The sequence below is a fragment of the Binatus sp. (SeqCode) genome (assembly GCF_049584895.1).
In the GTDB taxonomy this organism is placed as follows: domain Bacteria; phylum Desulfobacterota; class Binatia; order Binatales; family Binataceae; genus Binatus.
This window is the reverse complement of the sequence record NZ_JBAUYR010000107.1, coordinates 48,184-71,151: the sequence shown is the minus strand read 5'-3', so window position 1 is coordinate 71,151 and position 22,968 is coordinate 48,184. Positions and strand designations below refer to the sequence as shown.

Annotated in this window: 22 protein-coding genes; 9 read left to right on the top strand and 13 right to left on the bottom strand. The window is 60.8% G+C overall.

What is annotated here, in order from left to right; translation table 11 throughout:
• Positions 1–2: 2 nt before the first annotated feature.
• The 6 genes from WB650_RS19165 to WB650_RS19140 all read left to right on the top strand — a co-directional run bounded on the left by WB650_RS19165 (position 3) and on the right by WB650_RS19140 (position 6,592).
• A complete protein-coding gene (locus tag WB650_RS19165; RefSeq protein WP_422307432.1) occupies positions 3–1,217 on the top strand; it encodes a hemolysin family protein in 1,215 nt (404 codons plus the stop codon).
• A complete protein-coding gene (locus tag WB650_RS19160; protein WP_422307430.1) occupies positions 1,214–2,500 on the top strand; it encodes a hemolysin family protein in 1,287 nt (428 codons plus the stop codon). The genes WB650_RS19165 and WB650_RS19160 overlap by 4 nt, the downstream gene beginning before the upstream one ends.
• Positions 2,497–3,267, top strand: coding sequence for a nickel pincer cofactor biosynthesis protein LarB (gene larB, locus WB650_RS19155; RefSeq protein WP_422307428.1), 771 nt, complete (start codon positions 2,497–2,499; stop codon positions 3,265–3,267). Before WB650_RS19160 ends, larB begins: the two co-directional genes overlap by 4 nt.
• The gene (locus WB650_RS19150; protein ID WP_422307426.1) at positions 3,267–4,589 is read left to right on the top strand and encodes an ABC1 kinase family protein; all 1,323 of its coding nucleotides are present in this window, start codon (positions 3,267–3,269) and stop codon (positions 4,587–4,589) included. Before larB ends, WB650_RS19150 begins: the two co-directional genes overlap by 1 nt.
• A gap of 96 nt (positions 4,590–4,685) precedes the next feature.
• The gene (locus WB650_RS19145; RefSeq protein ID WP_423961632.1) at positions 4,686–5,564 is read left to right on the top strand and encodes an AlkZ-related protein; all 879 of its coding nucleotides are present in this window, start codon (positions 4,686–4,688) and stop codon (positions 5,562–5,564) included.
• Between the two features lie 95 nt (positions 5,565–5,659).
• Complete coding sequence (locus WB650_RS19140; protein ID WP_422307422.1) at positions 5,660–6,592, top strand: alpha/beta hydrolase; 933 nt, start codon at positions 5,660–5,662, stop codon at positions 6,590–6,592.
• A gap of 9 nt (positions 6,593–6,601) precedes the next feature.
• Here the strand turns inward: WB650_RS19140 and WB650_RS19135 are convergent, their stop codons facing one another.
• Positions 6,602–7,333 carry a ferredoxin--NADP reductase gene (locus WB650_RS19135; protein WP_422307420.1) on the bottom strand — a complete coding sequence of 244 codons (732 nt, stop codon included), beginning with the start codon at positions 7,331–7,333 and terminating at the stop codon, positions 6,602–6,604.
• Positions 7,330–7,704 (bottom strand): 2Fe-2S iron-sulfur cluster-binding protein, encoded by a 375-nt coding sequence (locus WB650_RS19130; protein ID WP_422307419.1) that lies wholly within the window; start codon positions 7,702–7,704, stop codon positions 7,330–7,332. The genes WB650_RS19135 and WB650_RS19130 overlap by 4 nt, the downstream gene beginning before the upstream one ends.
• Positions 7,705–7,832: 128 nt before the next feature.
• On the opposite strand from WB650_RS19130, the gene lexA reads away from it, so the two are divergent.
• Positions 7,833–8,441: a transcriptional repressor LexA gene (gene lexA, locus WB650_RS19125; protein WP_422307417.1), complete on the top strand. Its 609-nt coding sequence runs from the start codon at positions 7,833–7,835 to the stop codon at positions 8,439–8,441.
• 93 nt (positions 8,442–8,534) lie between these two features.
• Here the strand turns inward: lexA and WB650_RS19120 are convergent, their stop codons facing one another.
• The 3 genes from WB650_RS19120 to WB650_RS19110 all read right to left on the bottom strand — a co-directional run bounded on the left by WB650_RS19120 (position 8,535) and on the right by WB650_RS19110 (position 11,823).
• Positions 8,535–9,365: a sensor histidine kinase gene (locus WB650_RS19120; protein WP_422307415.1), complete on the bottom strand. Its 831-nt coding sequence runs from the start codon at positions 9,363–9,365 to the stop codon at positions 8,535–8,537.
• Between the two features lie 236 nt (positions 9,366–9,601).
• Positions 9,602–9,811, bottom strand: a complete 210-nt coding sequence (locus tag WB650_RS19115) for a hypothetical protein (RefSeq protein ID WP_422307413.1) — start codon at positions 9,809–9,811, stop codon at positions 9,602–9,604.
• Complete coding sequence (locus WB650_RS19110) at positions 9,808–11,823, bottom strand: carbon starvation CstA family protein (protein WP_422307446.1); 2,016 nt, start codon at positions 11,821–11,823, stop codon at positions 9,808–9,810. Before WB650_RS19110 ends, WB650_RS19115 begins: the two co-directional genes overlap by 4 nt.
• A gap of 113 nt (positions 11,824–11,936) precedes the next feature.
• Here WB650_RS19110 and WB650_RS19105 point away from each other — a divergent pair, with 113 nt between their 5' ends.
• Positions 11,937–12,551 (top strand): hypothetical protein, encoded by a 615-nt coding sequence (locus tag WB650_RS19105; protein ID WP_423961628.1) that lies wholly within the window; start codon positions 11,937–11,939, stop codon positions 12,549–12,551.
• Here WB650_RS19105 and WB650_RS19100 read toward each other — a convergent pair whose 3' ends face one another.
• From WB650_RS19100 to WB650_RS19080, 5 genes are all read right to left on the bottom strand, one after another.
• Complete coding sequence (locus tag WB650_RS19100) at positions 12,552–13,100, bottom strand: ATP-binding protein (protein WP_423961627.1); 549 nt, start codon at positions 13,098–13,100, stop codon at positions 12,552–12,554.
• A 321-nt stretch (positions 13,101–13,421) separates the two neighbouring features.
• Positions 13,422–13,745 carry a hypothetical protein gene (locus WB650_RS19095; RefSeq protein WP_422303936.1) on the bottom strand — a complete coding sequence of 108 codons (324 nt, stop codon included), beginning with the start codon at positions 13,743–13,745 and terminating at the stop codon, positions 13,422–13,424.
• A gap of 22 nt (positions 13,746–13,767) precedes the next feature.
• On the bottom strand, positions 13,768–13,983 hold the full coding sequence (tatA, locus tag WB650_RS19090; RefSeq protein ID WP_422303937.1) for a twin-arginine translocase TatA/TatE family subunit: 216 nt from the start codon (positions 13,981–13,983) through the stop codon (positions 13,768–13,770).
• Between the two features lie 177 nt (positions 13,984–14,160).
• Positions 14,161–15,600 (bottom strand): sigma-54-dependent transcriptional regulator, encoded by a 1,440-nt coding sequence (locus tag WB650_RS19085; protein WP_422303938.1) that lies wholly within the window; start codon positions 15,598–15,600, stop codon positions 14,161–14,163.
• Between the two features lie 10 nt (positions 15,601–15,610).
• Positions 15,611–17,305: a two-component system sensor histidine kinase NtrB gene (locus tag WB650_RS19080; protein WP_422303939.1), complete on the bottom strand. Its 1,695-nt coding sequence runs from the start codon at positions 17,303–17,305 to the stop codon at positions 15,611–15,613.
• Positions 17,306–17,641: 336 nt separating this feature from the next.
• Here WB650_RS19080 and WB650_RS19075 point away from each other — a divergent pair, with 336 nt between their 5' ends.
• Entirely contained in the window at positions 17,642–20,146 is a 2,505-nt protein-coding gene (locus WB650_RS19075; protein WP_422303940.1) for a glycosyltransferase, read from the top strand.
• Between the two features lie 225 nt (positions 20,147–20,371).
• Here WB650_RS19075 and WB650_RS19070 read toward each other — a convergent pair whose 3' ends face one another.
• The 3 genes from WB650_RS19070 to WB650_RS19060 form a co-directional block, all read right to left on the bottom strand.
• Positions 20,372–22,105: a thiamine pyrophosphate-dependent enzyme gene (locus WB650_RS19070; protein ID WP_423961624.1), complete on the bottom strand. Its 1,734-nt coding sequence runs from the start codon at positions 22,103–22,105 to the stop codon at positions 20,372–20,374.
• 91 nt (positions 22,106–22,196) lie between these two features.
• Positions 22,197–22,655: a MerR family transcriptional regulator gene (locus WB650_RS19065; RefSeq protein WP_422303165.1), complete on the bottom strand. Its 459-nt coding sequence runs from the start codon at positions 22,653–22,655 to the stop codon at positions 22,197–22,199.
• 5 nt (positions 22,656–22,660) lie between these two features.
• A complete protein-coding gene (locus WB650_RS19060) occupies positions 22,661–22,960 on the bottom strand; it encodes an integration host factor subunit alpha (protein WP_422298369.1) in 300 nt (99 codons plus the stop codon).
• Between the last annotated feature and the right edge of the window lie 8 nt (positions 22,961–22,968).

The following is a 22,968-nucleotide window of genomic DNA, read 5'->3' as shown; positions in this document are numbered from 1 at the left end:
TGATGATTTCAATTCTCCCGCTTGCGGTTCTGATCCTGATCGTACTCAGCGCGATGCTGGCTGCGTCCGAGACCGCGCTGTTCTCGATGGCGCGGCTCGAGCACACGCGCGAGCAGATGAGCCAGTCCGTGCAGCAGGCGCTCGACCGCCTGATGCGCCGACCGCTCGAGTCGTTGATCGTCATCATCGGGCTGAACGAGGCGTGCAATATCTTCGCCGACTGCTTCGCGACGATCATTCTGCTGGCGTGGCTTGGCAACAAATGGGGACCGATTGTCGCGGCGCCCGCCATGCTCGTGATCGTGTTGTTGTTCTGCGACATTACGCCGAAGACGTTCGCACTGGGATTTCCGGCGGCGCTGGCGCGGATCACCGCGCGTCCGCTGGCGCTGCTCACCGATTTCGTTCATCCGTTCGCAAAGTATTTTGCGCCGCTTCAAGAAGCGTCGAGCCCGGGCCCGGTTTCGGAGGCGGAGTTTAAGACGCTGCTGAGGCTCGGCGAAAACCAGGGACAAGTGGAACCCGCCGAGCGCGCGATGATTCATCGCGTGTTCGATTTCGGCGCGCGGCGCGCGTCGGAGGTGATGACGCCGCGCGATCGAATTTTTTCGCTCGACATCGAGATGCCGGTGGCGCAACTGGTGGCCGAAATCGCGCACGAAAGTTTCTCGCGGGTGCCGGTCTATCGCCACAGCCAGGACAATATCGTCGGCATCCTGCACGCCAAGGATCTCGCAGCGCGGCGCCTGGAGCCATCGCCGCCGCGGGTCGAGCGGCTGGTCCGCCCGGCCTATTTTGTTCCGCCCGGCAAGCGGCTCGCGGATCTATTTGACGAGATGCGGCGCGGACGCTTTCAGATCGCGCTGGTGGTCAACGAGTATGGCCGGCTGCTTGGCCTGGTGACGCTCGAGGATCTGCTCGAGGAATTATTCGGCGAGATTCGCGACGAGTTCGACAGCGAAGTTCCCGATCTCACCAGAGTGTCCGAAGACGAATGGGCGGCGTCGGGCGCGGTCGGGCTGGGCCAGTTGGCGGATGCTCTCGCCCCCTCACGGGTTATCGATGCCTACGGCGGCGGCAAGACGCTCAGCAGCCTGATCCTTCGCCGGCTCGGGCGCGTGCCGCGTTCCGGAGAAAAGCTGAGGCTCGGTGAATTCGACGCCACCGTCGAACGTGTGCGCGGCGCCGCCGTCGAGCTGGTGAGGCTGCATCGATGACTGCGATCTGGCTGATTGCCGCGTTGTTCGGATGCCTTCTGGTGCAGGCGTTTTTCGCCGCCGCAGAAATCGCACTGGTATCCGCGGACGATCTGAAAGTTCGCGCGGGTAGCGAAAGCGGACACGCTCGATCGCAGGTGCTCGACAAATTGCTGGCCAGTCGCGATCGTTTGCTGGCGCTCACTCTGACCGGCACCAATGTCGCAACTGTTATTGCGGCGGTCTTGCTCACCAGCTTCCTGCATCAACTGAGGCCGCATCTCGTCTATCTCGCGCCGTTTATTCTGACTCCCATCACGCTGGTGCTGGGCGAGTCGATACCGAAGCTGCTGACGCTGACGAATCCGCTTTCGTTCGCGCTGTTCGCCGCGCGGCCGTTGCGACTGCTCGCGATGGTGCTCGCGCCGCTGCTCTACGTCGAGACCCTGCTGAGCAGATTGCTGCGGCGCCTCGCGGGTGTGCCGGCCGACGCCGAGAGCGTGTTCCTGAGCCGCGAGGATTTGGCGCGATTGATGCGGCGCCGGCCGACCGACGCGTCCGAGCTGTCGCACGATGCGATCCTGCCCTCCGAACAGCAGATGATCAGCCGCATCTTTCGCTTCTCGCAAGCCGAGGCGCGCAAGGCGATGGTGCCGCTGGTGGGCGTCGACGCGATTCCGGAGGAGAGCTCGCTGGCTGCGGCGATCGAGACTGTCCGTCGCGAAGGTTTCAGCCGAATTCCGGTGTTCCGGCGTCGAATCACCGACATCGTCGGCGTCGTTCACGTTTTCGATCTTCTGCAGGCGCCCGATCTCAGCCGCCCGGTCAGCGACATCATGCGGCCGGTCAGTTATTTTCCCGAATCGATGCCGCTCGACGAAGCGCTGGTCGCGATGCAGCGCACGGGCGAAAATCTGGCGGTGATCGTCGATGAGTACGGCGGCTCGGCCGGAATTCTGACGCTGGAAGATTTGATCGAAGAGATCGTCGGCGATATCGAGGACGAACACGATCTCGGCGAAGAGCTGGCCAAAGTTATCAGTCCGCGCGCGCTGTCCGTCGTGGGGCGTGCGCCGATCACGGAACTGAATGAGCGCTTCGGCCTCAAGCTTTCGGAGGCGGATGAGTATGCTACGATCGGTGGACTGGTGGTCGAACGACTCGGGCATATTCCAAAACCCGGCGAAAAATTAATCGAGGACGAGTTGACGATCACCGTCACGCGCAGCGACGCACGCGCGGTGCGCGAATTGATGCTGACACTTGCACGTCCGATCCGCCCGGAACTTCTCAAGCGGCGATGACCGAAAAACGAATTCGTGAAATCCTCGACGGTGTGGCCGCGGGCAGGATGACCCCCGGCGCGGCGTTCAAGCATATCCGCGAGCTGCCGTTCGAGGATCTTGGATTCGCCAAGCTCGATAATCACCGGAGCGTCCGGCGCGGAATTCCTGAAGTTATTTTCGGTGAGGGCAAAACTGCGGATCAGCTATCGGCAATCGGACAGCGCGTTCTCGCGTCGGGAACAAATTTGATAATCACGCGGCTCGACGCAGACAAGGCGCGCGTCGTCAAACGCAAAATTCGCGCGCTGGCATATCACGCCGATGCGCGCATCGGTGCCGTGGTTAAGGAACGCGTTGAGCCGTGGGGACAAGGCGTCGTGATGGTGATCAGCGCGGGCACTTCCGATATTCCCGTCGCCGAGGAAGCCGCGCTGTGCGCCGAGCTGTTCGGAAATCGCGTGGCGAGAGTGTACGACGTCGGCGTCGCAGGGATTCACCGCCTGACTGCCAACCTCGACACGATTCGCGAGGCAAGCGTGCTCATCGTCGTCGCCGGAATGGAAGGCGCCCTGCCCTCGGTCGTCGCGGGCCTGGTCGACAAGCCTGTAATCGCGGTGCCGACCAGCGTCGGCTACGGCGCGTCGATGGGCGGTCTCGCCGCGCTGCTGGGAATGCTGAACTCGTGCGCAAGCGGCGTCACCGTCGTCAATATCGACAACGGTTTCGGCGCTGCCCTCGCGGCCACGCTGATCAACCGCGTCGGAATCGAGCGCGACGGACGCTGATGGCGAAACGCACGTCAATCACCAGCGGGCGCGCGCGCCGCGCGATCAAGATGGGCGAGCTCGCGTCGCAGGTGGGCTCCAGCTACCTGTGGAATCAATTGCGGCGGCCGTTTCTGAGCGTACCCGCGCGCGAGCGTGAACTGCTCGAGACTCACATCCGCAACGCGCAACGAGTGGTCGAAAGCTCGACGCAGCTTCGCGGCGCGTTCATGAAGCTCATCCAGATGCTCTCGATTCGCAAGGACCTGCTGCCGGGCGAGGCGCTCGACGTGCTGCGCGCGACGCAATCGAGTGTGCCACCGATGAGTTACGCGACTATCTCGGAACAGATTCGCAAGGAGATTGGCAAGCGTCCCGAAGCGCTCTTCAAAAGTTTCGATCAGACCGCGTTTGCCGCCGCGTCGCTCGGCCAGGTGCATCGCGCGGTCACGCGCGACGGTGCCGACGTTGCCGTGAAGATTCAGTATCCGGGGGTCGAGGATACCGTCGAGCAGGATCTGCAGAATCTCAAGCTGTTGCTGCGCACGTTGCAGGCGCTTGGTCATGACGTGATGCGCCAGCAAATCGATACCGGCGCGGTATACAAGGAACTCGAGCAGCGCCTGCGCGAGGAGCTCGATTACGTCAACGAGGCGCGCAACATGACGGAGTTCGGCCGGCGTCTCGGCGCGGATTCCGAAATCATGATTCCGCGCGTCATCAAGGAACTGAGTTCGCGGCGAGTGCTGACGATGACGTACGTCGACGGCTATCCGCTGGCGGACGTGATGGGGCCGGAGGTCGACGCCGATCTGCGCGCATGGGTCGCGATCAAGATTCATGAGTTCGCGTGGCGGCAGATTCTCGAGTTCGGAATGCTGCACACCGATTTTCATCCGGGCAACTACCTCGTAAGCCATCATCCTCGCCTGGGCGTGCTCGACTTCGGATCGATTCGGCGCTTCCCCGAACCAGTGCGCAAAGCTAACGTGCAGGTCGCACGCGCGATTCTGAGCGGCGACGACCAATCGCTCGCGGCGGCGATGGTCAAGCTGGGTTATCTCGATCGAGATCAGGACGCGGCGCCGATGGTGCGTATCATCCATATTCTGTTCGAGCCGATGCGGGTGAATCGCGCCGTCGATCCGCTCGAATACGATACTGTCGGCAAGGCCGCGATGGTCGGCGAACTCGCGCTGGTGAATCGACTCTACAAATCGCCCGCGCATAGCGTGTTTCTGATTCGCGCATTGGTAGGCCTCGAAGGAATCACGCGCGGACTCGCGGTGAAGACCAACTACCGCAAAATCTTCGCGAACTGCGTCGAGCGAATTTCGGGATAAGCGCAGTGTCGGGCGGGAGATCAGGACCGCTGCGCGCGGGGCAGCAGGGGTGACCCCTGCACCCAGTATCAATCGCAAAGTTGCGAGGACGCTACTTTGCTCTCGACGCGACCGGTAACATCTCCCACGATGACCAATATTCTCGATGCGCTCGAGCGTCATCGTGACCATCATTTCAGGCGCGTCGCGTCGCGGCGGGTGACTGGGGAGAAGAGCGCGCTCAAGTTTATCGAGGAAGTTGGATTCTGCACCGGATTCACGGCCGGAATGGGAGTGCCCTGCCTGCGCGAGGCGATCGCGGGCATGCGCGAGCCGTCGATGCCGGAGCATATCCAGCACGACTACGCGATCGGGATGACGTGGCGAATCAAAGACTCGCTGCCGCAGCGGCGCGCCGTTTACTACGGCAAAGTGATCGCGCGACGACCGAGTTTCATCGCGCGCGAGATGCTGGGCGCGTTTCTCAGGCTGCGCATCGAGCCCGGCGGTTATCGCAAGCTGTACCTGCGCGGCGGATTGTCGAATTGCGGCAAGCTGGTGATGGACGCCCTGTCGAAACGCGGCGCGGCGGAGACTCGCGTGCTGAAGCTGTCGAGCGGGTATGCGCAACCGTCGCGGCGGGCGGTGTTCGATCGGGCGATGGCGGAGCTGCAGGAAAAGTTTCTCGCGCTCAAAGTGGACGAGCGCGCCGACCCCTTCAGCTACGTGTGGGACACGATGGATCATCGATGGCCCGACGCGATTGCACAAGCCCGCAAGCTCACCCGCAAAGAGGCGGCGTACGTGATCGTCGCCAAGTATTTCGAGACCGCAGCCTTCGGCAGCGAGCGTGCGATCTCGCGGCTGCTCGGAATCGATGCGGCGCTGGTCGAGGGCGCGGCGCGCCGGCTCGAGCGCGAAGGCGCGATTGCGCGCGGCGTGAGAATCGACGGGCATCCAGGCGCAATGAGTCTCCTGTCCGCGCTCACTGCATAGCACGAGCCGCTTGTCGCCGCAGACCGTTCCGGTCTAAGAAAGAAATTGAAGAGTGCCCGCGAATTCTCGCGACGATTTCGTTCGGAGGGAAATTTATGCCGCTCGACCCGCAAGCAAAGGCCCTGATGGAACAAATTGCCGCCGCCAATGGACCCAAGTTGCATAGCCTCGAGGCGGCGGACGCGCGTCGCTTGACCGCAGGCATGTTCAGAGTGCCGCCGGAGCGAGCTGAAAAAGTCGCCAAGGTTGAGGATCGCAAAATTCCCGGTCCGGCCGGCGAGATTCCGATTCGAGTTTACACGCCCGAAGGCACGGGACCGTTTCCGGTGCTGGTATTTTTCCACGGCGGCGGATGGGTCATTTGCGGACTCGATACGCACGACGGTCCGTGCCGTGCGCTGACAAAAAAGGCCGGATGCGTGACAGTGTCGGTCGACTATCGGCTCGCGCCCGAGAACAAATTTCCCGCCGGCGTCGAAGATTGCTTCGCCGCGACCAAGTGGGTCGCCGCGCACGCCAAAGAATTGAATGCGGATGCGAACCGGCTCGCGGTCGGCGGCGACAGCGCGGGCGGAAATCTCTCCGCGGTAATTTCGCAGCTTGCGCGCGATGCCGGCGGGCCGAAGATCGCGTTCCAGCTGCTCATCTACCCCGCGACCGAGGCCGAGCTCGACACCTACTCGCACAAAACTTTCACCGACTACTTTCTGACCAAGGACGACATAGTTTATTTCTGGAATCATTACCTGCGCACTGCCGCTGACCGCAAAGATCCTCGCGTCGCGCCCGCGCTGGCGAAAAACTTCAAGGGGCTGCCGCCCGCGCTGATCATCACAGCGGAATTCGATCCGCTGCGCGACGAGGGCGAGACTTACGGCGAGAAGCTGCGCGCGGCCGGCGTTCCGGTGACTGTCACGCGCTACGAAGGAATGATTCACGGATTCTTTTCGATGTACGAGGCGCTCGACAAGGGCAAGCTCGCGATCGACGAGTCCGCCGAAGCGCTCAGGAAAGCATTTGCGAAGTAGCGAAGACCGTCACCACTGCTCGTAGTGCACAGAGCGGCGCTCGTACCCGGCGCCTCGGAGCAGATCGCGGAGTCGGATTACGCCCTTACCGACGCCGCAGATGTAGAAGTGGCGAGTGCGGTCGGCGCCGGCGTCGATCCATCGCGCTTGCGCCATCTCGAACACGCGATCGTAAATCTTATCGGCAGGCGCGATCACCGTCTCGAACGAAAAGTTCGGCGCGCTGTTCGCAATCTCGTCGAGCTCGGCGGCATAGAGGATGTGCTCGCGATCCGGCGCCGCATAAATCAAATGGATCTTCGCCGCTGACGATGACGCCAGTGCCCGCTTCAGCATCGGACGAACTGGCGCGATTGCTGTGCCCTCCGCGATGAATCCCAACTCCGCCTCGGGCGCTAGGTCGATCGTGAACGTGCCGAACGGTCCGCTGAAATCTATCAGGTCGCCGACGCGCCGCTCGAACAGCCAATTCACCCCGCGCCCGCCTTCGACGCGATTGAAGCAAATCTCGAACGGGCCGCGATCTTCGGGGTCCGACGCAATCGAGTACGGACGCGATCGCGTCTCGTCGCCCAGTGGAATCGTGATCGAGATGAACTGCCCGGGAACAAATCGCAGATGCATGCCGCTGGTGAGCGAAAGAAAAAGCGAACGCGTGTCTGAGGCGTGATCGAAAATCTTCTCGACACGCGCATTCAGCGTCGAGCGCTTCGCGGCCGGAACTGGCGAATCGGGGGTCATTCTTCAGCCGCCTCGCTGACCTGATTAATCGTGTAGCGCGGGACTACGACGACGATTTCCGCGTTGGGATCGTCGATGACGGCCTGGCATCCCAGCCGCGAGGTCGGCGTCAGGCCCGGCGCCCTGTCGAGCAGGTCTTCCTCCTGCTCGCTCGCCTCGCCGAGCTTGTTGAATCCTTGGCGGACGATCACGTGGCAGGTGGTGCATGCGCAATTGCCGCCGCATGCATGCTCGAGATGGATTCCGTGGCCGAGCATCACGTCGAGAATCGATCCCGGCTTGCCGTCATGATGAAACGGCGCCTTGGCGGGGTCGAACTCGATTACTTTTTCGGGGTCGCCGTTTTCGAATTGGATTCGCAGTTTCGCCATGGGATTCAGTCGTCATTAAAGATTATGCGCTGGATCGAGGCAGGGAAACCGTCAAAGCTCAAGCGCTTGCATCTTCGCCTGATTTTCGCCATGATCTAAGGCGTCAGGAATAGCGAGGGGAGAAGCCTATGGCGACGCTGACCAAGCGGCAGAAGCAGTTGATCGACTACTTGAACGACTATATCAGCGAACACGGCTACGCACCCACGCTGGCCGAGGTCGGCCAATACTTCGGGCTGTCGTCGCTCGCCACCGTGCATAAGCATCTGCACAATCTCGAGCAGAAAGGCTTCATCAAGCGGCAACACAATCATAGCAGAGCGCTCGAAGTCGCGGCGTCGGAAAAGCGCGAGGCGCCGACCACGATCCGATTGCTCGGCACCGTTGCGGCAGGCGCGCCGATCGAGGCGGTCGAGAACGACGAAACGATCAGCGTGCCCGACGACTTCGTCCGTCGCGACAATACATTTTGCCTGCGGGTGAAGGGCGACTCGATGATCGAAGACGGCATCCGCGACGGCGATTACATAATCGTCGAAGGCCGCGACAGCGCCGACAATGGCGAGACAGTGGTCGCGCTGATCGGCAATGAGGCGACCGTCAAGAAGTTCTATCGCGAATCGGGCGGACAGATCCGGTTGCAGCCGGCGAACTCGACGATGCAACCGATCATGGTCGGCGAAGGTGACCTGGCGATTCGCGGCGTCGTGGTCGGGCTGATGCGCCACTATCGCTAAGTGGCGGCGCAACCTCGCTCTACTCGATTGAATGTGAAACCACCGTGGGTTTCTAGCTTCCTTGGGCAGGGGTAATCCCTGCACGGTGTTCGCTCAGGTACGTATCGGATGAGCGTCTCCTATTGAATTCGCGAGTGGGACGATGACGAGGAAGGACGAGCCCTGCGGCAGTTCGCTTTTGACGATAATTTTTGCCCCGAGTGCTTCCGCGTTGCGCTGAACGACGGCGAGTCCCAAGCCCATTCCACGGTGAGTGCGGATACTGGAATGCGAGAGCTGGGCGCATCGCGCGAACGCCTGCGCCACCATCGCGGAATCGATTCCCGGGCCGGTGTCACGGACTTCCAGTTCGACGGCAGAGCCAAGTTGCGATGATTGCGCGAGGCGAATCGCGATCGTAACGCTGCCTCGGTCGGTAAATTTGATAGCGTTGATCGCCAGGTTGAGCAATATCGCGTTGATTGGGCGACGGCGCGCACGAAACACGGCAGGTGCGCCTTCCAGTTCGAATCTGATCTCGAGGCCCTTGAGATCGTTGGCCGCGTCGAGCACCAGCGCGAGGTCTGCAATCAAATCATGCAGGTGGATTTCCTCTTCGTCCGACGCCTCCGCCATCGCGTCCGAGACAGAAAAGTCCATCACGTTTTCGACCGTCTGCGCGAGGTCGTGCGCGTTGGCATTCATGCGATCGATAATCTGCTTGTGGCGACCGGCCAATTCTTTGCTCAATTCGTCGCGCAGGATGTCGAGGTAGCCGAGGATTGCCTGCACCGGGGAGCGGAGTTCGTGGGCGAGATTGGCCAGCGCCTCCATGTGAAGACCCTGATCCCATTGCGCCGCCTGCATTGTCGAGCGGATTCCGCCTCTGGCGTCCGGCGGAACGGATGCGACGGGCAGGTGACCATTATTTGCCAGATTCGACAATCGCCTTTTTCCGATGCCTGGCGGGCTTCGCTGCGCAACCAATTTTCTCTGCGCGCTATGCGAGCCAATTGCTATCCCACGTTGCAGCAAATTTGATTGAAGATGAATCGGAAAAACACCTAGATTGTTGGGGAAAAGTACCTAGAAGCGGCAGAAAGAGTACCTAGAGAAAAGCTGTGGTGATGCGTGCAACCTAACCCCTAACCCCTTCCCATGGTGGGAAGGGGAACCGGATGTCAGCAACATCGCGAGCTGTTACGATGATGCGCCGTGAGCGCCGCCTTCACCGCCTTGCGCCTGTCGCGCGGCTGCATGCTCGCGAGCGCGGTTGAATCGATCCGCGCGCGATTGAGCCGACGAAGTTCGATCGTGATCGCGCCGGTTACATTTGCGAGCGTCGAGATCACGAGTCGAACGCGCGATGCAATTCGCGAGTTAACCATCATGCGGCTGCCTGCTGTGCGTTGCTCGCGCCGCCGCCGGAGCCGAGTATCAACCTCGCCCAGACGCGCGCGGAATCCACCAGCACGATTGCCACCACCGCGATGAAGAATGCGGTCATCGCCGTATCGATGCGATCGTTCCAGATGAGCCGGTTGATTTCAGCGACACGCGCGGCGCTCACGCCTGACCCCCCAGCCTCGGCCGCGAGCGCGGCGGCATGCGCGAGGAATCCGACATTGGGCATTGAGGAGAGAATTTTCTCGAATCCCGCGGTCATCGTGACTGCCACCAGCCATACCAGCGGGATCAACGTGACGTATGCGTAGCGCGCCTTGCCGCTTCGAATCATCGCGCTGGTCGCGACGCATAGCGCAATCGTCGCGAGCATCTGGTTGGCGATTCCGAATAGCGGCCACAACGAATTGATGCCGCCGAACGGATCGATCGTGCCGAAGTAGAGGAAGTAGCCCCAGGCTGAAACGATCAACGCCGAGGTCGCGACGATATTCACGTACGAAGCGCTGTCGCCGAGCGGCGCGTAGAGATGGCCGAGCAAGTCCTGCAGCATGAAGCGCGCGACGCGGGTGCCGGCGTCGAGCGTGCTCAGGATGAACAGCGCTTCGAACATGATCGCGAAGTGGTACCACAGCGCCATCACGGCTTTGCCGCCGAGCGAGCTCGAGAAGATGTGCGCCATCCCGACCGCGAGCGACGGCGCGCCTCCTGTGCGCGCATAGAGCGAGGTCTCACCGACGTCGGCGGCGAGTTCCTGCATGTGCGCGTCGGTGACCGCGTATCCCCACGAGCTGATTTTTTCGGCCGCCGCCGGACCGGTGCCGACCACGCCGGCCGGACTGTTGATCGCGAAATACACGCCGGGCTGGAGCATCACGGCCGCAATCATCGCCATCACGGCGACGAACGATTCCATCAGCATCGCGCCGTAGCCGATCAGGCGCGCATCGCGCTCGTGCTCGAGCATCTTTGGTGTCGTGCCCGACGCTATCAGCGAATGGAAGCCCGAGATGGCTCCACAAGCCACCGTGATGAACGCGAACGGGAACACCTTGCCGCCAAAGACGGGACCGAGGCCGTTGGTGAATTGCGTCAGCGGCGGCATCAGGGCGGGCGGATGCATCGCGACGATGCCGAGTGCGAGCGCGATGATAGTTCCGATTTTGATGAAGGCGGAGAGGTAGTCGCGCGGCGCGAGCAAAAGCCAGATGGGTAGTACCGAGGCGAGAAATCCGTAGCCGATGATCCAGACGGATAGTTGCGGCGCCTCCATCACGAAGTAGTGGCCGATTCGCCAGCCTTCGACGTAGCGGCCGCCGAACACTGCGAGCATCACGAGGCCGACGCCGAGGACCGAGCCTTCGACGAGGCGGCCAGGGCGCAGATGCGTCATGTAGATACCGACCAGCATCGCGATCGGAATCGTGGCGGCGACGGTCGAGGTGGCCCACGCGCTGTGCTTCATCGCGTTGACGACGACCAGGCCGAGCACGGCTATCAGGATCACCATGATCATCAGCACGCCGACCAGCGCGGTGAAGCCGGCGACCGGGCCGATTTCGTCCGACGCCATGCGGCCCAGCGAACGGCCGTCGCGCTTGAGCGAGTAGCCGAGGATCACGAAATCCTGGACGCATCCGCCGAGCACGGCGCCGATGATGATCCACAGGGTCGAGGGCAGGTAGCCGAACTGAGCGGCGAGGACCGGGCCGACGAGTGGGCCGGGGCCGGCGATGGCGGCGAAGTGATGGCCGAAGGTGATCCACTTTGGCGTCGGCACGTAGTCGCGGCCGTTGTCGAGGCGGATTGCCGGGGTGACGTGTGCGTCGTCGAGTTCGAGCACGCTGTTCGCGATGAAGCGCGAGTAGAATCGATAGCCCAGGGCGTAGACGCAGATGGCGGCGACGACGAACCAGAGAACGCTGGGTTCCTCGCCACGCGAGAACGCGAGCACGCCGAGAGCGGACGCGCCGAGGGCGGCGACGGCGATCCAAAGCATGATGCGCAGGGGTTTCACGTCAGATCCGGAACAATTCTAACTGACCGAGTTTGCGTGAAAAGAGTATATAATCCGAAAACCAATATGTAGTCTGGAGAACCAAGGGCGGGAGCGTGGCGGAACAAAGAAAATTTTCGGGAATTCCGACGGGCGTCATGGCGTTCATCCCATGGGTCGTCTTCGGCTTGGCTTCCGGCTTCAATCATTGGCGCGTGGCGACCGGGGGCGGGCTGATCCTTTGCCTGGTCTATCTGGCGGTGCTGGTCCGGCGCGGCATCTCGATCAAACTGATCGACGGGACCACGCTGACGATTTTCGTGATCGGCGCAATCCTGATGTTCGGCGTGCGATCGACGATATTCCCGATTTACAGCGCGGTGCTCATCTGGTCGGGTTTCGCGATCGCCGCATGGAGTTCGGTCCTGGTCGGCCGTCCATTCACCACGGCTTACGCCCGCGAAAATGCGCCGCCGGAATTCTGGGAGCATCCGGTTTTCATCCGGCTGAACCTGCTGATGACGCTGGTCTGGTGCGGATTGATGACGGTCAACATCGGTTTTGCGGTGATCGGTGTGATAGTCGGGGGCAACCTGGCCAAGCCGCTCTTAAGTTTTGGGGTGCCGACGGCATTGTTGGTTTTGGGATTCGTCTTCAACGGACGCTTCCCAGCCCGCTACCTTGCGCGATCAGGTTTTCAGATTCCGGCGACAAGCGCGCCGGCCGCGTAGCTAGTCAGAAGCAGAGATGTAGCGCTTAATTTGCTCGAGCCGAGCCGCCAGATCTGAAGGCGCGATTCGCAAGCATTCGTAGCCGAAGGAGCGGTAGGTCTCCTCGTGAACTTTTTCAAATTTCAGGGAATCTTCGAAGCTGATTTTTCTGGCGTCGGTGGGCGCGCAGAATCCTAGGTTCTCGATGAAGAACACCTGTGCCTGATAGATGCGCTCGTTCTTTATGCGTTGGAGTTCGTCGGCGAGAGTTGTTGAGATGGGAAAGCCCAGCCATACGCTGAGCGCGTAGGTGCATAGCGGCGAGCGGTCATAGAACTGGATGCCCGCCACGTCAGCTATGCGCATCTGGCGATGCACTTGGAGATTAGTGATGTCGTCGATGAAAACGGGGTTCGTATGTGGTTCGAAGATGCCGTGGGCATTGCCCAGAGCGATGATGTCGGTGGCGGCTTCTTCGACGACGGGGTATCCGGCGAGTTCGAGTGCGCGGAGGATGGCAGTTTTGCCGCATCCGGGAGTGCCGGTGAGGATGTATCGTTTCGGGTTCATGTTGGACCTCATGAAAGAGCAGAATTTTGAGTCGCGCGCGAAAAAGCTCGCTGAATAAGGACCCTCACCTTCGATCCTCTCCCTTTCAGAGAGAGGGAAGAGCGGCGAGCCGATGATGTGAGACGCCGCCGGTCAGATCTCGTCGGGTCTGAGCGGACGTTCGCTGCGTGCGTACGACGTGAGTGTCGCCGCGAAAGCACAATAAAATGCTGCTGCGTTCACGCTCAACAATAGAATTTCGTCGTTCTCGCTCGCCTTATTTGGAAAAGTTCGGTAGAGAAAAACTGCGAAGAAGACCAGATAGTAAAAACCGATCCCGTTTTAAAGTCTGTCGGAGCCATCTCGGCTGTTTGCAAAGATTATCTTGAGCCGTACCTTGCGGCTGAATCTTGGATCGAACATGCGGAATCTATCGCGCGAGGAAGATTCAGATAGAAGGCGCTCCTGCGCCAGATAAGCGGGGAAAAACATTACGATAATTCCGAAGCTCAGACCGAGCTGAAAGTTCAAAAGTGCTTTGGAGTGAGAGCCGAGCAGCACGATCAGATGGACGCATACGCTCATGGCGCATGCTGCCAATGCAACAGCAGTTAATGCTCGCGCGAGACCTTTTGCCGGCAGGGATTTTACTGAGAAACCCGCCAATCTATCGTCGTGAGAGCCTGGGTCAGGAAACTTTGTCGGGCTTGGGGGCTTCGGCGGCTTTGACTTCGTCGGGTTTGGCCAGCGGAGTGGTCGCGTTGTCGGGCTCGTTCATCGCGCGTTTGAAGTCGCGGATCGCTTTGCCCATCGCGCCGCCGACATCGCCGAGCTTGCTGGGCCCGAAGATGACCAGGATGATCAGCAAAATGATCAGGAGGTGAGTTGGAGCGAAGAGGTCCATATTTTTCTCCGGGCGGCCGCATGCGACCGTTCCAGCTTTCAGTGTATATCCTTGACCAGCGGATAGCCACGGTTATTCCCGGGTCGGGTTAATGCCGGAGAACCTAACCCCTAACCCCCTTTTTCGGCCCGCGCGGGAAGGGGAACCGGATGGCGCGGGTTCAAGCGGAGCGGAAAATCAGGCGGAGCGGGCGGGTTCCTGGTGGACGGGGGGGCCGTCGTCGAGGTGGTAGCGTTGGACTTTGCGGTAGAGGGTTGAGAGGTGGATGCCGAGGACTTGGGCGGCTTTGACCTTGTCGTTTTCGACCTTGTCCAGCACGCGCTTGATATGCTCGCGCTCGAGCTCCTCGAGCGTCATCCCGGTGTTCTCGATACTCGCTATCACAGGCGAGGTGCTGCGCAACTTGTCGGGCAAATCGTGCGAATGGATCACGTCAGTCTCGGCCAGAATCGCGGCGCGCTCGACCGTGTTCTCGAGCTCGCGGACGTTGCCCGGCCATGCGTAGTTGAGCATCAGGCGCATCGCGCCTTTCGAAAAGCGCATCGCGGTGCGTGACAGAGACTTTTCGTACTTGCGCAGGAAATGGTTGGCGAGCAGCGGGATGTCGTCCTGGCGCTCGCGCAGAGCGGGGAGATTTATATTGATGACGTTGATTCGGTAGAGCAGTTCCTCGCGGAAGCGACCGGCTTTGACCTCGGCTTCGAGATTTTTGTTGGTGGCGCATAGCACGCGCACGTCGAATGCCACCGGATCGTTGGCGCCGAGCGGGTACGCCTCGCGCTCCTGCAATGCGCGCAACAATTTTACCTGGAGTGCCAGCGGCAGCTCGCCGATCTCGTCGAGCAGGATGGTGCCCTTGTCTGCCGCCTTGAGCAGTCCCACTTTGTCCTGGCCCGCGCCTGTGAAGGCGCCACGCTTGTAGCCGAACAGTTCGCTCTCGAGCAGGTTCTCCGGAAGTGCGCCGCAGTTGATCGGCAGGAAGCGGTTGTTGGCGCGCTCCGAGCTGAAATGAATCGCGCGCGCGACCAGCTCCTTGCCGGTGCCGGATTCGCCGGTGATCAACACGCTTGAGTCGGTGCGCGCAACTTTTTCCATCACGCGGAAAGTGCTCTCGATCGCGTCGCTTTTGCCGATGATGCTCTCGAAGCGGTACTTTTCGCGTAGTTCCTGGCGCAGAAAACGGTTCTCGCGGAAGAGCGCCTTGCCCTCGAGCGCATTGCGCATCACCTTTTTCAGATGATCGTTCGCGAACGGCTTGGTGATGTAGTCGTAGGCGCCCTGGTGCAGCGCCTCGACCGCCGACTCGACGCTGGCGTAAGCGGTGACGATTATGCCCATCACCTCGGGATCGAGCTCGCGCATCTTGCGCAGCAGATCGAGGCCGCTGCCGCCGCTGGTCAGGTTAAGATCGAGAATCGCGAGATCGATTTTTTCTTTTTCGAAGATGCTGAGCGCGACTGCTGCCGACGGCGCTTCCATGACCTCGTAGCCCTCGCTGCGCGCGAGTTGCACGATGATCGAGCGCATCAAGGGTTCGTCTTCGACGATCAGCAACCGGTAAGGTCCACGTTCCTGCGCGGTCCATGAAGCGTCGTTAATAGTAGCGTCGGTGCCCATAGAACGGCTCTCAGGATGCCGTCATTTCCGCAGCCTGCTGGGCGCGCGTCGTTTCCTCGGCCGCTGCTCCCAAGGTGATCGTGACCGCGGTGCCGCGGCCGACCTCGCTGTCGACGCGAATGGTGCCCTGGTTCGAGAGAATCATGCGCTGGCATAGCGAGAGCCCAAGGCCGACGCCGGCGCCCGCGGGCTTGGTGGTGAAAAATGGATCGAAGACGCGCTCGAGATGCTCGCGCGGGATGCCGATGCCGTTATCCACGACCTTAATAAACACGCGCCGGGTTTTGTCCGCGCCCTGCCCCGGGCGCTGGTTCTCGGTGATCACTTTAATAACGGCGCCTTCGGCCGGGGCCGCATCAGCCGCGTTGAAAAGCAGATTGAGCAGCACCTGTTGAATTTCGTTGTCGTCGGCGAATGCACGTCGCAGGTCAGGCGCGAGAATCGGTTCAACCCGGATTCCGCTGAAGCGCTTGTTGTAGGTGATCAGCCGCAGCGTCTCCGCGATGAGGCCGTTGACGTCAACCGGCTTGCGTTGCGCGGTGGTGGGCCGCGCAAAATTTACAAGATCCTTGAGCGTGCTCGAGATGCGCGTGATCTGCGACAGGATGGTGTGCATCGTGGTGCGGCGCTCGGGGTCGTTCTCGCCGGTCAGAATCGATTGAACCAGCGACGAGATCGACGCGAGCGGATTGTTAACCTCGTGCGCGACCCCTGCCGCGAAAGTGCCGGCCGCGGCCAGTCGCTCGGCCTTGAGCAGAGAATCGAGCATCTCGCGACGCTGGGTGACGTCGCGCAGGATCATCTGGATGAATTGTTTTTTGCCGTAAGTGATGAGCGCGGAATTTACGTCGAAGAAAAACGGACCGATCGGAAATTCCTGGGTCTGCGCGGATCCGTCGCGCAAAACCTGCTCGAGGCTATCGACCACGCTCTGCCTCAACTCAGGCGGCACCAGGTCCGGGACCGGACGGCCGATGACGTCTTTATGGACGTCGCCCTCATACGAGGAGGGTTCATGCTCCCACTCCATTTGGTGCAGCTTCATGGCGGCCGCATTCAGGCCCAGCACGATCCAGGTGTGCGGCTCGATCTCGTACATTGGGTCGGGCGCGTGGTCGATGGTGTTGCGATATTTTTCTTCCGACTCGCGCATCAGGCGTTCGCGCGACTCGATGTAAAATTGCGCGACCATCAGGCGCCGCTCGTCGATCGCCGCGACCACCAGATCACGCACCCGTTCCATCGAAGGACCGGTCATCGTGGATTTTACGTGATTGAGAACGATTTGTTTGAGCGCGATGTGGATGACGTTGAACTGAGAAGGCTTGGCCCGCGCAAGCATCCCCTCCTGGCAATGCCGGCGGAGGTAAACGTAAGTGTTAACGTCGTCGGGGTCGCGCAGATGGTCAATAAAACGAATGAGAGAATTGGCCATGTTGTCTGGGCGGCCTTTCTCGTCGTACTTGGAGTGCCCGTGGACGATGTAGGCGATCGATTCTCCCCATTGAGCGACGATGCCGTCGAAGTGGTGGTCGATGAGATCGGCGGCTTCGGCGCGAATCCGGATGCACTCGGGCGTGCGGCTCCAGGTTGTCTCGCCGAATAGACGCGATAAGGATTGTTCGATTTCAGCTAGCTGTTGCCTAATCGCATACAGCTCTTCGGGGGTAGGCTCGATATGGGGGTCGTTCGTTTCGCGGTGCATCTTGGACTTTGACGGTCTGCAGCATCCACAAGCGAGCGATAGTTTCATTTCGTTAAAACCCGGCGGGAGATTTCAGAGTAGTTATTTCAATTGACCTATAACATTCGCAAAATAACCAATCTAGCGTGTCCATTAGTAAAGCATACGCCTGATTTTGCACCGTGCGAATTTCACTGATCGCTGGCGCCAGGAAGACGCGAGGCGCAAATCGTACAGCGCCCATCCCAATTGGTTGGCGCGAGGCGCGCGTTGGCCGGAAAAGCCTCATAACTGTTGGAGTTTTCACATGGCATGGCTCTGGCAATTAGGTCCTCATCGAGAGGACAGCCAATCCCCATGCTTACCAACTCCGGACCTACTCAACCCATCACCTCCAAAGGTAAGTTCCTTTCTCGCGCAGGACAGAAATTCTTTTTCAAGGCGATGCGCCTCACCGACGTGAGCGGATCGCTCGACTTTGGACAGAAGCTCAAACTACGAAAGCGGCTCGACGAACTGAAGGCGTCGCACACGACCGGCCTGGTGCTGACGGAGGCGCAGTCGCAGCCGTGCCTCGATATCGCGGCGCAGTCTGGATTGGTCGCGATGGTGGAGCTGAGAATAGCGGCGGATGAGCTGACGAGCCGGCGCGGATTCAAATCAGTTGTCTCGCGAATCGCGCACACGGCAAATATTTTCAGTCGGCATCCGGCGCTGGCCGGATACATCCTCGATTGTGAGATCAGCCAGGACGCGTTGCGCGCAGGCGGACTCGAAGACGCTCGGGGGCGAGTGCGCAGCGTCGTGAAGACGATCAAAGGACGCGCGCCGGAAGCGATGGTCGGAATAAAACTGCGGCCGGAGACTCGCGCACTTTCGATTCTTGAAGAAGATTTTCTGTACGCGGAAATTCCTGCGCTCGCGCCACTTGAGATTCGCGATTTCGTCGTCGCCTTGCACAACGTCGCTGAAGCGCGGCCGGTGATGATCGAATTCAGGGACGCATCGCCGGGGCAGGACGAGGCTGTCGCAATGGCGTTTGGCACGGGTGCCGCTGGCGTGGTTGCTCCTCCCGTTCCTGCTCCGGTTTCTAACGATTGGCTTGGCGTGCGGATGATGCGCGCGTCGGATGTGATGCCGTTCGTGACGCTCAACGGCACCTGCCCGCCGCGGCCCGCGACGATGCCGATGGTGTCGGTCGTAATATGTGCGTACAACGCCGAGCGCACGATGCGGCCGTGTCTCGAGTCGCTGCGGCGCCTCGATTATCCGAATTTCGAAGTCGTCATCGTCGACGACGGGTCGCGCGACAAGACTGCCGACATCTCGATGGACTTTCCCGAGTTCCGGCTCATTCGCCAACCCAACAAGGGACTGAGCATGGCGCGCAACGTCGGGATGCATGCGGCGCGCGGCGAATTTATCGCGTACACCGATTCAGACTGCGTCGTCGATCCGCATTGGCTGACGCTGATGATGCGCTCGATTGTCGAGAACAACTTCGACGGATGCGGCGGTCCAAATTACGCGCCGCACGAAGACGGATGGATCGAAGCGAGTTGCGCCGCATCGCCGGGCGCGCCGTGCCACGTGCTGGTCGCGGAGGATCGCGCGGAGCATCTGGCGGGCTGCAACATGGTCTTCTCGAAGGCGGCGCTGGCGAGTATCGGCGGCTTCGATTCGCAGTTCACCGCCGCGGGCGACGACGTTGATATTTGCTGGCGAACGATCGACGCGGGCTTCAGGCTGGGATTCTCACCGGCCGCGTTCGTGTGGCACTTCCGGCGCAACACTGTGCAGGCTTACTACGGACAGCAGCGCGGCTATGGACGCGCCGAAGCGATGCTGTATCCAAAATATCCCGGGCGCTTCAATATCATGGGACAGATTGCGTGGCGCGGCACGATTCCGGGACTCGCGCGCACGATTCCCGGCGGCAATCGCAAACGCGTGCTGTGGAATGCCACCGCGCGTGCGCAGTCGCTGTTCGATCCCGGCCTGACGCTGCTCAAGGTTCTGCCGCAGACGCTCGAGTGGACCGTGCTCTCGGCAATCGCGATGGTCGCGTCGATGGTGCTGGGCGTGTCGATTATTCCTGCGGCGGCGATGCTGGCGCTCGGCCCGATTTGGGCGCTCTACTATGCGTTCCATGCGCCGCTCGAAAAATCTCACGAGAGTTTCACCGCGCGACTCCTGATCGCGTATCTTGCTTACACGGGGCCGATGGTGCGAACGATGATGCGCTACAAGACGCGGGCGAAGGCCCTGACCGGACTCGGCAGTGCCGATGGCGTGCGCCAGCGGGCGACGATCAACTGGCTCCGGCGCACAATCCGGCTGGACTACTGGAACAACGAGAGCATCTCGCGCGACCGCCTGATGGACAAGATGCTGAAGCTGTTCGCGCGCAGCGGGCATGGCGCAGTAGTCGATGCGGGATGGAACGACTACGACCTCGAGGTGCGGCCGAATCCGTGGACCCGAATCGAGCTGAAGACGGCAGACGAGGAGCACGAGGCAGGCAAAGTCACCAATCACGTGCTCGCGCGAATAAAGTTCACACAAATCTCGACGATGGCTCTGGCAGCGGGCGCGGCGATCGCAACGGTTGCGGCGATGGCAGGACCACCTGAAATCGCGCTCAGCCTGGCAGCGCTGACGATCGCCGGCGGCGTATGCATAGCAGTGAAGATGGTCGAAGCGGGACGCATCGCGCATCGCGCAACTGAAGAATGCGCCACTGAATTGAATCTAGCACCGCTCGGCGTTCTGATTCATCAGCCTGCGACCGCGCAGGTCACGGCAGCGACGAGCGAGCCAGCTCGCGTGCGCGTGACCTCGCAAGAACGCGCCGCGGAGTAGTAGTTTCTTTCTTGTGTCATCCCGAGCGTAGCCGAGGGACCTCGGATCTTTTACGAACGCAAGCAATTTCGACCTACACATGGCACGCGGAGACGAGCGGCCGATATCAAAGAAAGCTTGGTCCCTTGCTCCATAGGTGAGTCGACATTCCTTGCTTCGTTAAACGATCCGGGGTCCCTCGGCTGCGCTCGGGATGACACAAGAAACGGGCGTCCTCACATTTCGTCAGATCAAACGGACGTTGCGTTCGATTGTCTTGATCACCGAATCCATTTTTCCGTTCAGTACCTGTTTGGCGAGACTCAGGGTGAAGCTCTCGGCCACGTGGAACGGGACGTGCGCCGGTAACGACAGCGCGTAGGGATCGACGACCGCATCCACGACGACCGGACCGCCCTTGTGCGACAGCGCGGCGGCGAGCCCTTCTCTCACGTCGCCGGGCTCTTCGATGCGGATGCCCCTCGCGCCCATCGCTTCGGCAACCTTGGCGAAATTCGGATTCTTGAAATCGACGCCGAACGGAACGATGCCGGCTTCCTGCTGCTCGATATTCACGAAGTCGAGCGATTCGTTGTTCAGGACAATATGAACCACCGGCGTCTTGCGCTGTACTTGCGTCAGCAGGTCGCCGAGATCGAGCATCGTGAATCCGCCGTCGCCGCACACGGCGATCATCTGGCGGCCGGGGTATGCGAGTTGCGCACCGAATGCGTTGGGAGCGGCATTGGCCATCGAGGCCCATGAAAACGATCCGAAAATCCGCCGGTTCGTCCCGCCCTTGATGTGCCGCGCGACCCAGATGCAGGCCGTCCCCGTGTCCGCGAAGAACATCGCGTCGTCGGCGGCCAGTTCGCTCAGGATCGCCGCCAGGTATTCCGGACGGATCGGTTTTATCCCCGGTCCTTTATCGACGTAGTGCTGCAAAAGTTCATGAAACGATTTGGTCTCGGCGATATGCCTTTCGAGAAACGTGCCGTCGGGTTTGTCGCTGACTTTCGGGAGCAGCGCGGTGATCGTCGTCTTGATATCACCCACCAGCGCCAAATCAACGGCGGTTCGCCGTCCGATGTGCTTGGCGTTCTTGTCGATCTGAACCTTCTTGACCTTGGCGCCGGGAAGAAATTCCGAGAACGGAAAGTCGGTGCCGAGCATCAGCAGCAGGTCCGCATCGTGAATGGCCTTATACGCTCCGCCGTAGCCGAGCAGCCCGGTCATCCCGACCGCATTGGGATTGTCATGCTCCAGCCATTGCTTGCCGCGAAAAGAATATCCGACCGGCGCCTTCAACCTGGCCGCGAGTTGTAACACCTCATCGCGCGCATCGCGGCAGCCGTCGCCGCCGAAAATCGCCACCTTGTTGGCCGCTTCGATCATTTCGGCGAGCTTGTCCATGTCCGCGTCGGACGGACGCAACATCGGCTCGGAGGGAATCGTGAAGCCGTTAGCATCCGCTGGCGCGTTTGCCGCCGCGATATCGCCGGGCATCGAGATCAGCGTCGGTCCCTTGTCGACAACTGCCGTCATAATCGCGGTCGTCACAACCGCTCGCACCTGTTCGGGATTGATAACTCGCCCGATGTACAAACACGCGGTATCGAAAAACTTGTAGGGGTTCAGCTCTTCGAGGGCGGACGTGTCGATGAGCCTGGACTCGACATCGCCGGCGATGGCGATTACCGCAGCTCCCTCTTTGCGCGCGTCCATCAGTCCATTGTAAAGGTGCGTGACCCCTGGGCCTGCGGTTCCGCAAACCGCGACCGGCTTGCCGGTCATGTAGGCGTCGGCGACCGCGGCAAAGACGCCATACTCTTCATGGCGAACGTGGATGAACTCGATTTCGCCGTTGCGCCGGAGCGCGTCGATCACGGGATTGAGCGCGTCGCCGACGATACCGTAGCAGCGTTTGACGCCGGCCTTCGCCAGCATCGCCCACATGACGTCCGCAACTTTTTGCGCCATTGGAGACTCCTCAGGTTAGGCAAGCGCCCGGAGCAGAAAGGATAGTGATTATTTCATTTATCCTCTCCCTTCGAGGTTGAGGAAAACGAAATCAGTCTTCCAAAATCTTGTGGATCGATTCGAGGTCGCGGCGGACCTCGTTGAGGACGCGGCGGGCCTGGCCGTCGATTGCGGGCGCCTGTGATGATGCATGCTCTGCTGGCGACGTCGGGGCGGGTTTGGCGACCGGTTTGCCGCGCATTAGAGCCTCGATGCCAAATTCCTTGATGTGCTTGTTCGCGCCGACGATGGTGAAGCCTTCGTCGTGCAGCAGGCGCTTGATCAGACGCAGCACGTCGAGATCTTTTTCCTGGTAGAAGCGATGCTTGGTGCGGGTGTGCTTGGGTTTCAGGAACGGGAACTGGGTTTCCCAGAAGCGCAGCACGTAGGTCTCGACGCCGAGCGCTCGCGCCGCTTCGCCGATCTTGAGGCCGCGCTCCGGAATCGCGGTAATCGTGGCCGGCTTTTGCGGGGCAGGTTTTCGGCGCCGTACTGATGGCGGGCGCGGCATCGGCGTCATACCTCTGGCGATGGCTTGGTGCCGTTGTTAACCCGCTCCTTCAACACCTGGCTCGGCTTGAAGGACAGCACGCGGCGGGAGTCGATAGTGATCGGCTCGCCGGTCTGCGGATTGCGCCCGCGGCGCGCATGTTTCTGATTGACGAGAAAGGTGCCAAAGCCTGAAATTTTCACCTTCTGACCCTGGCGCAACGAATCCCTGATGATCGCGAATACTGCTTCGACCACGTCACAGGCTTCCTTTTTCGAGGAGCCTACCCGCTCGTAGATCAAATCTACGAGATCGGCTTTAGTCATGCCCTGCG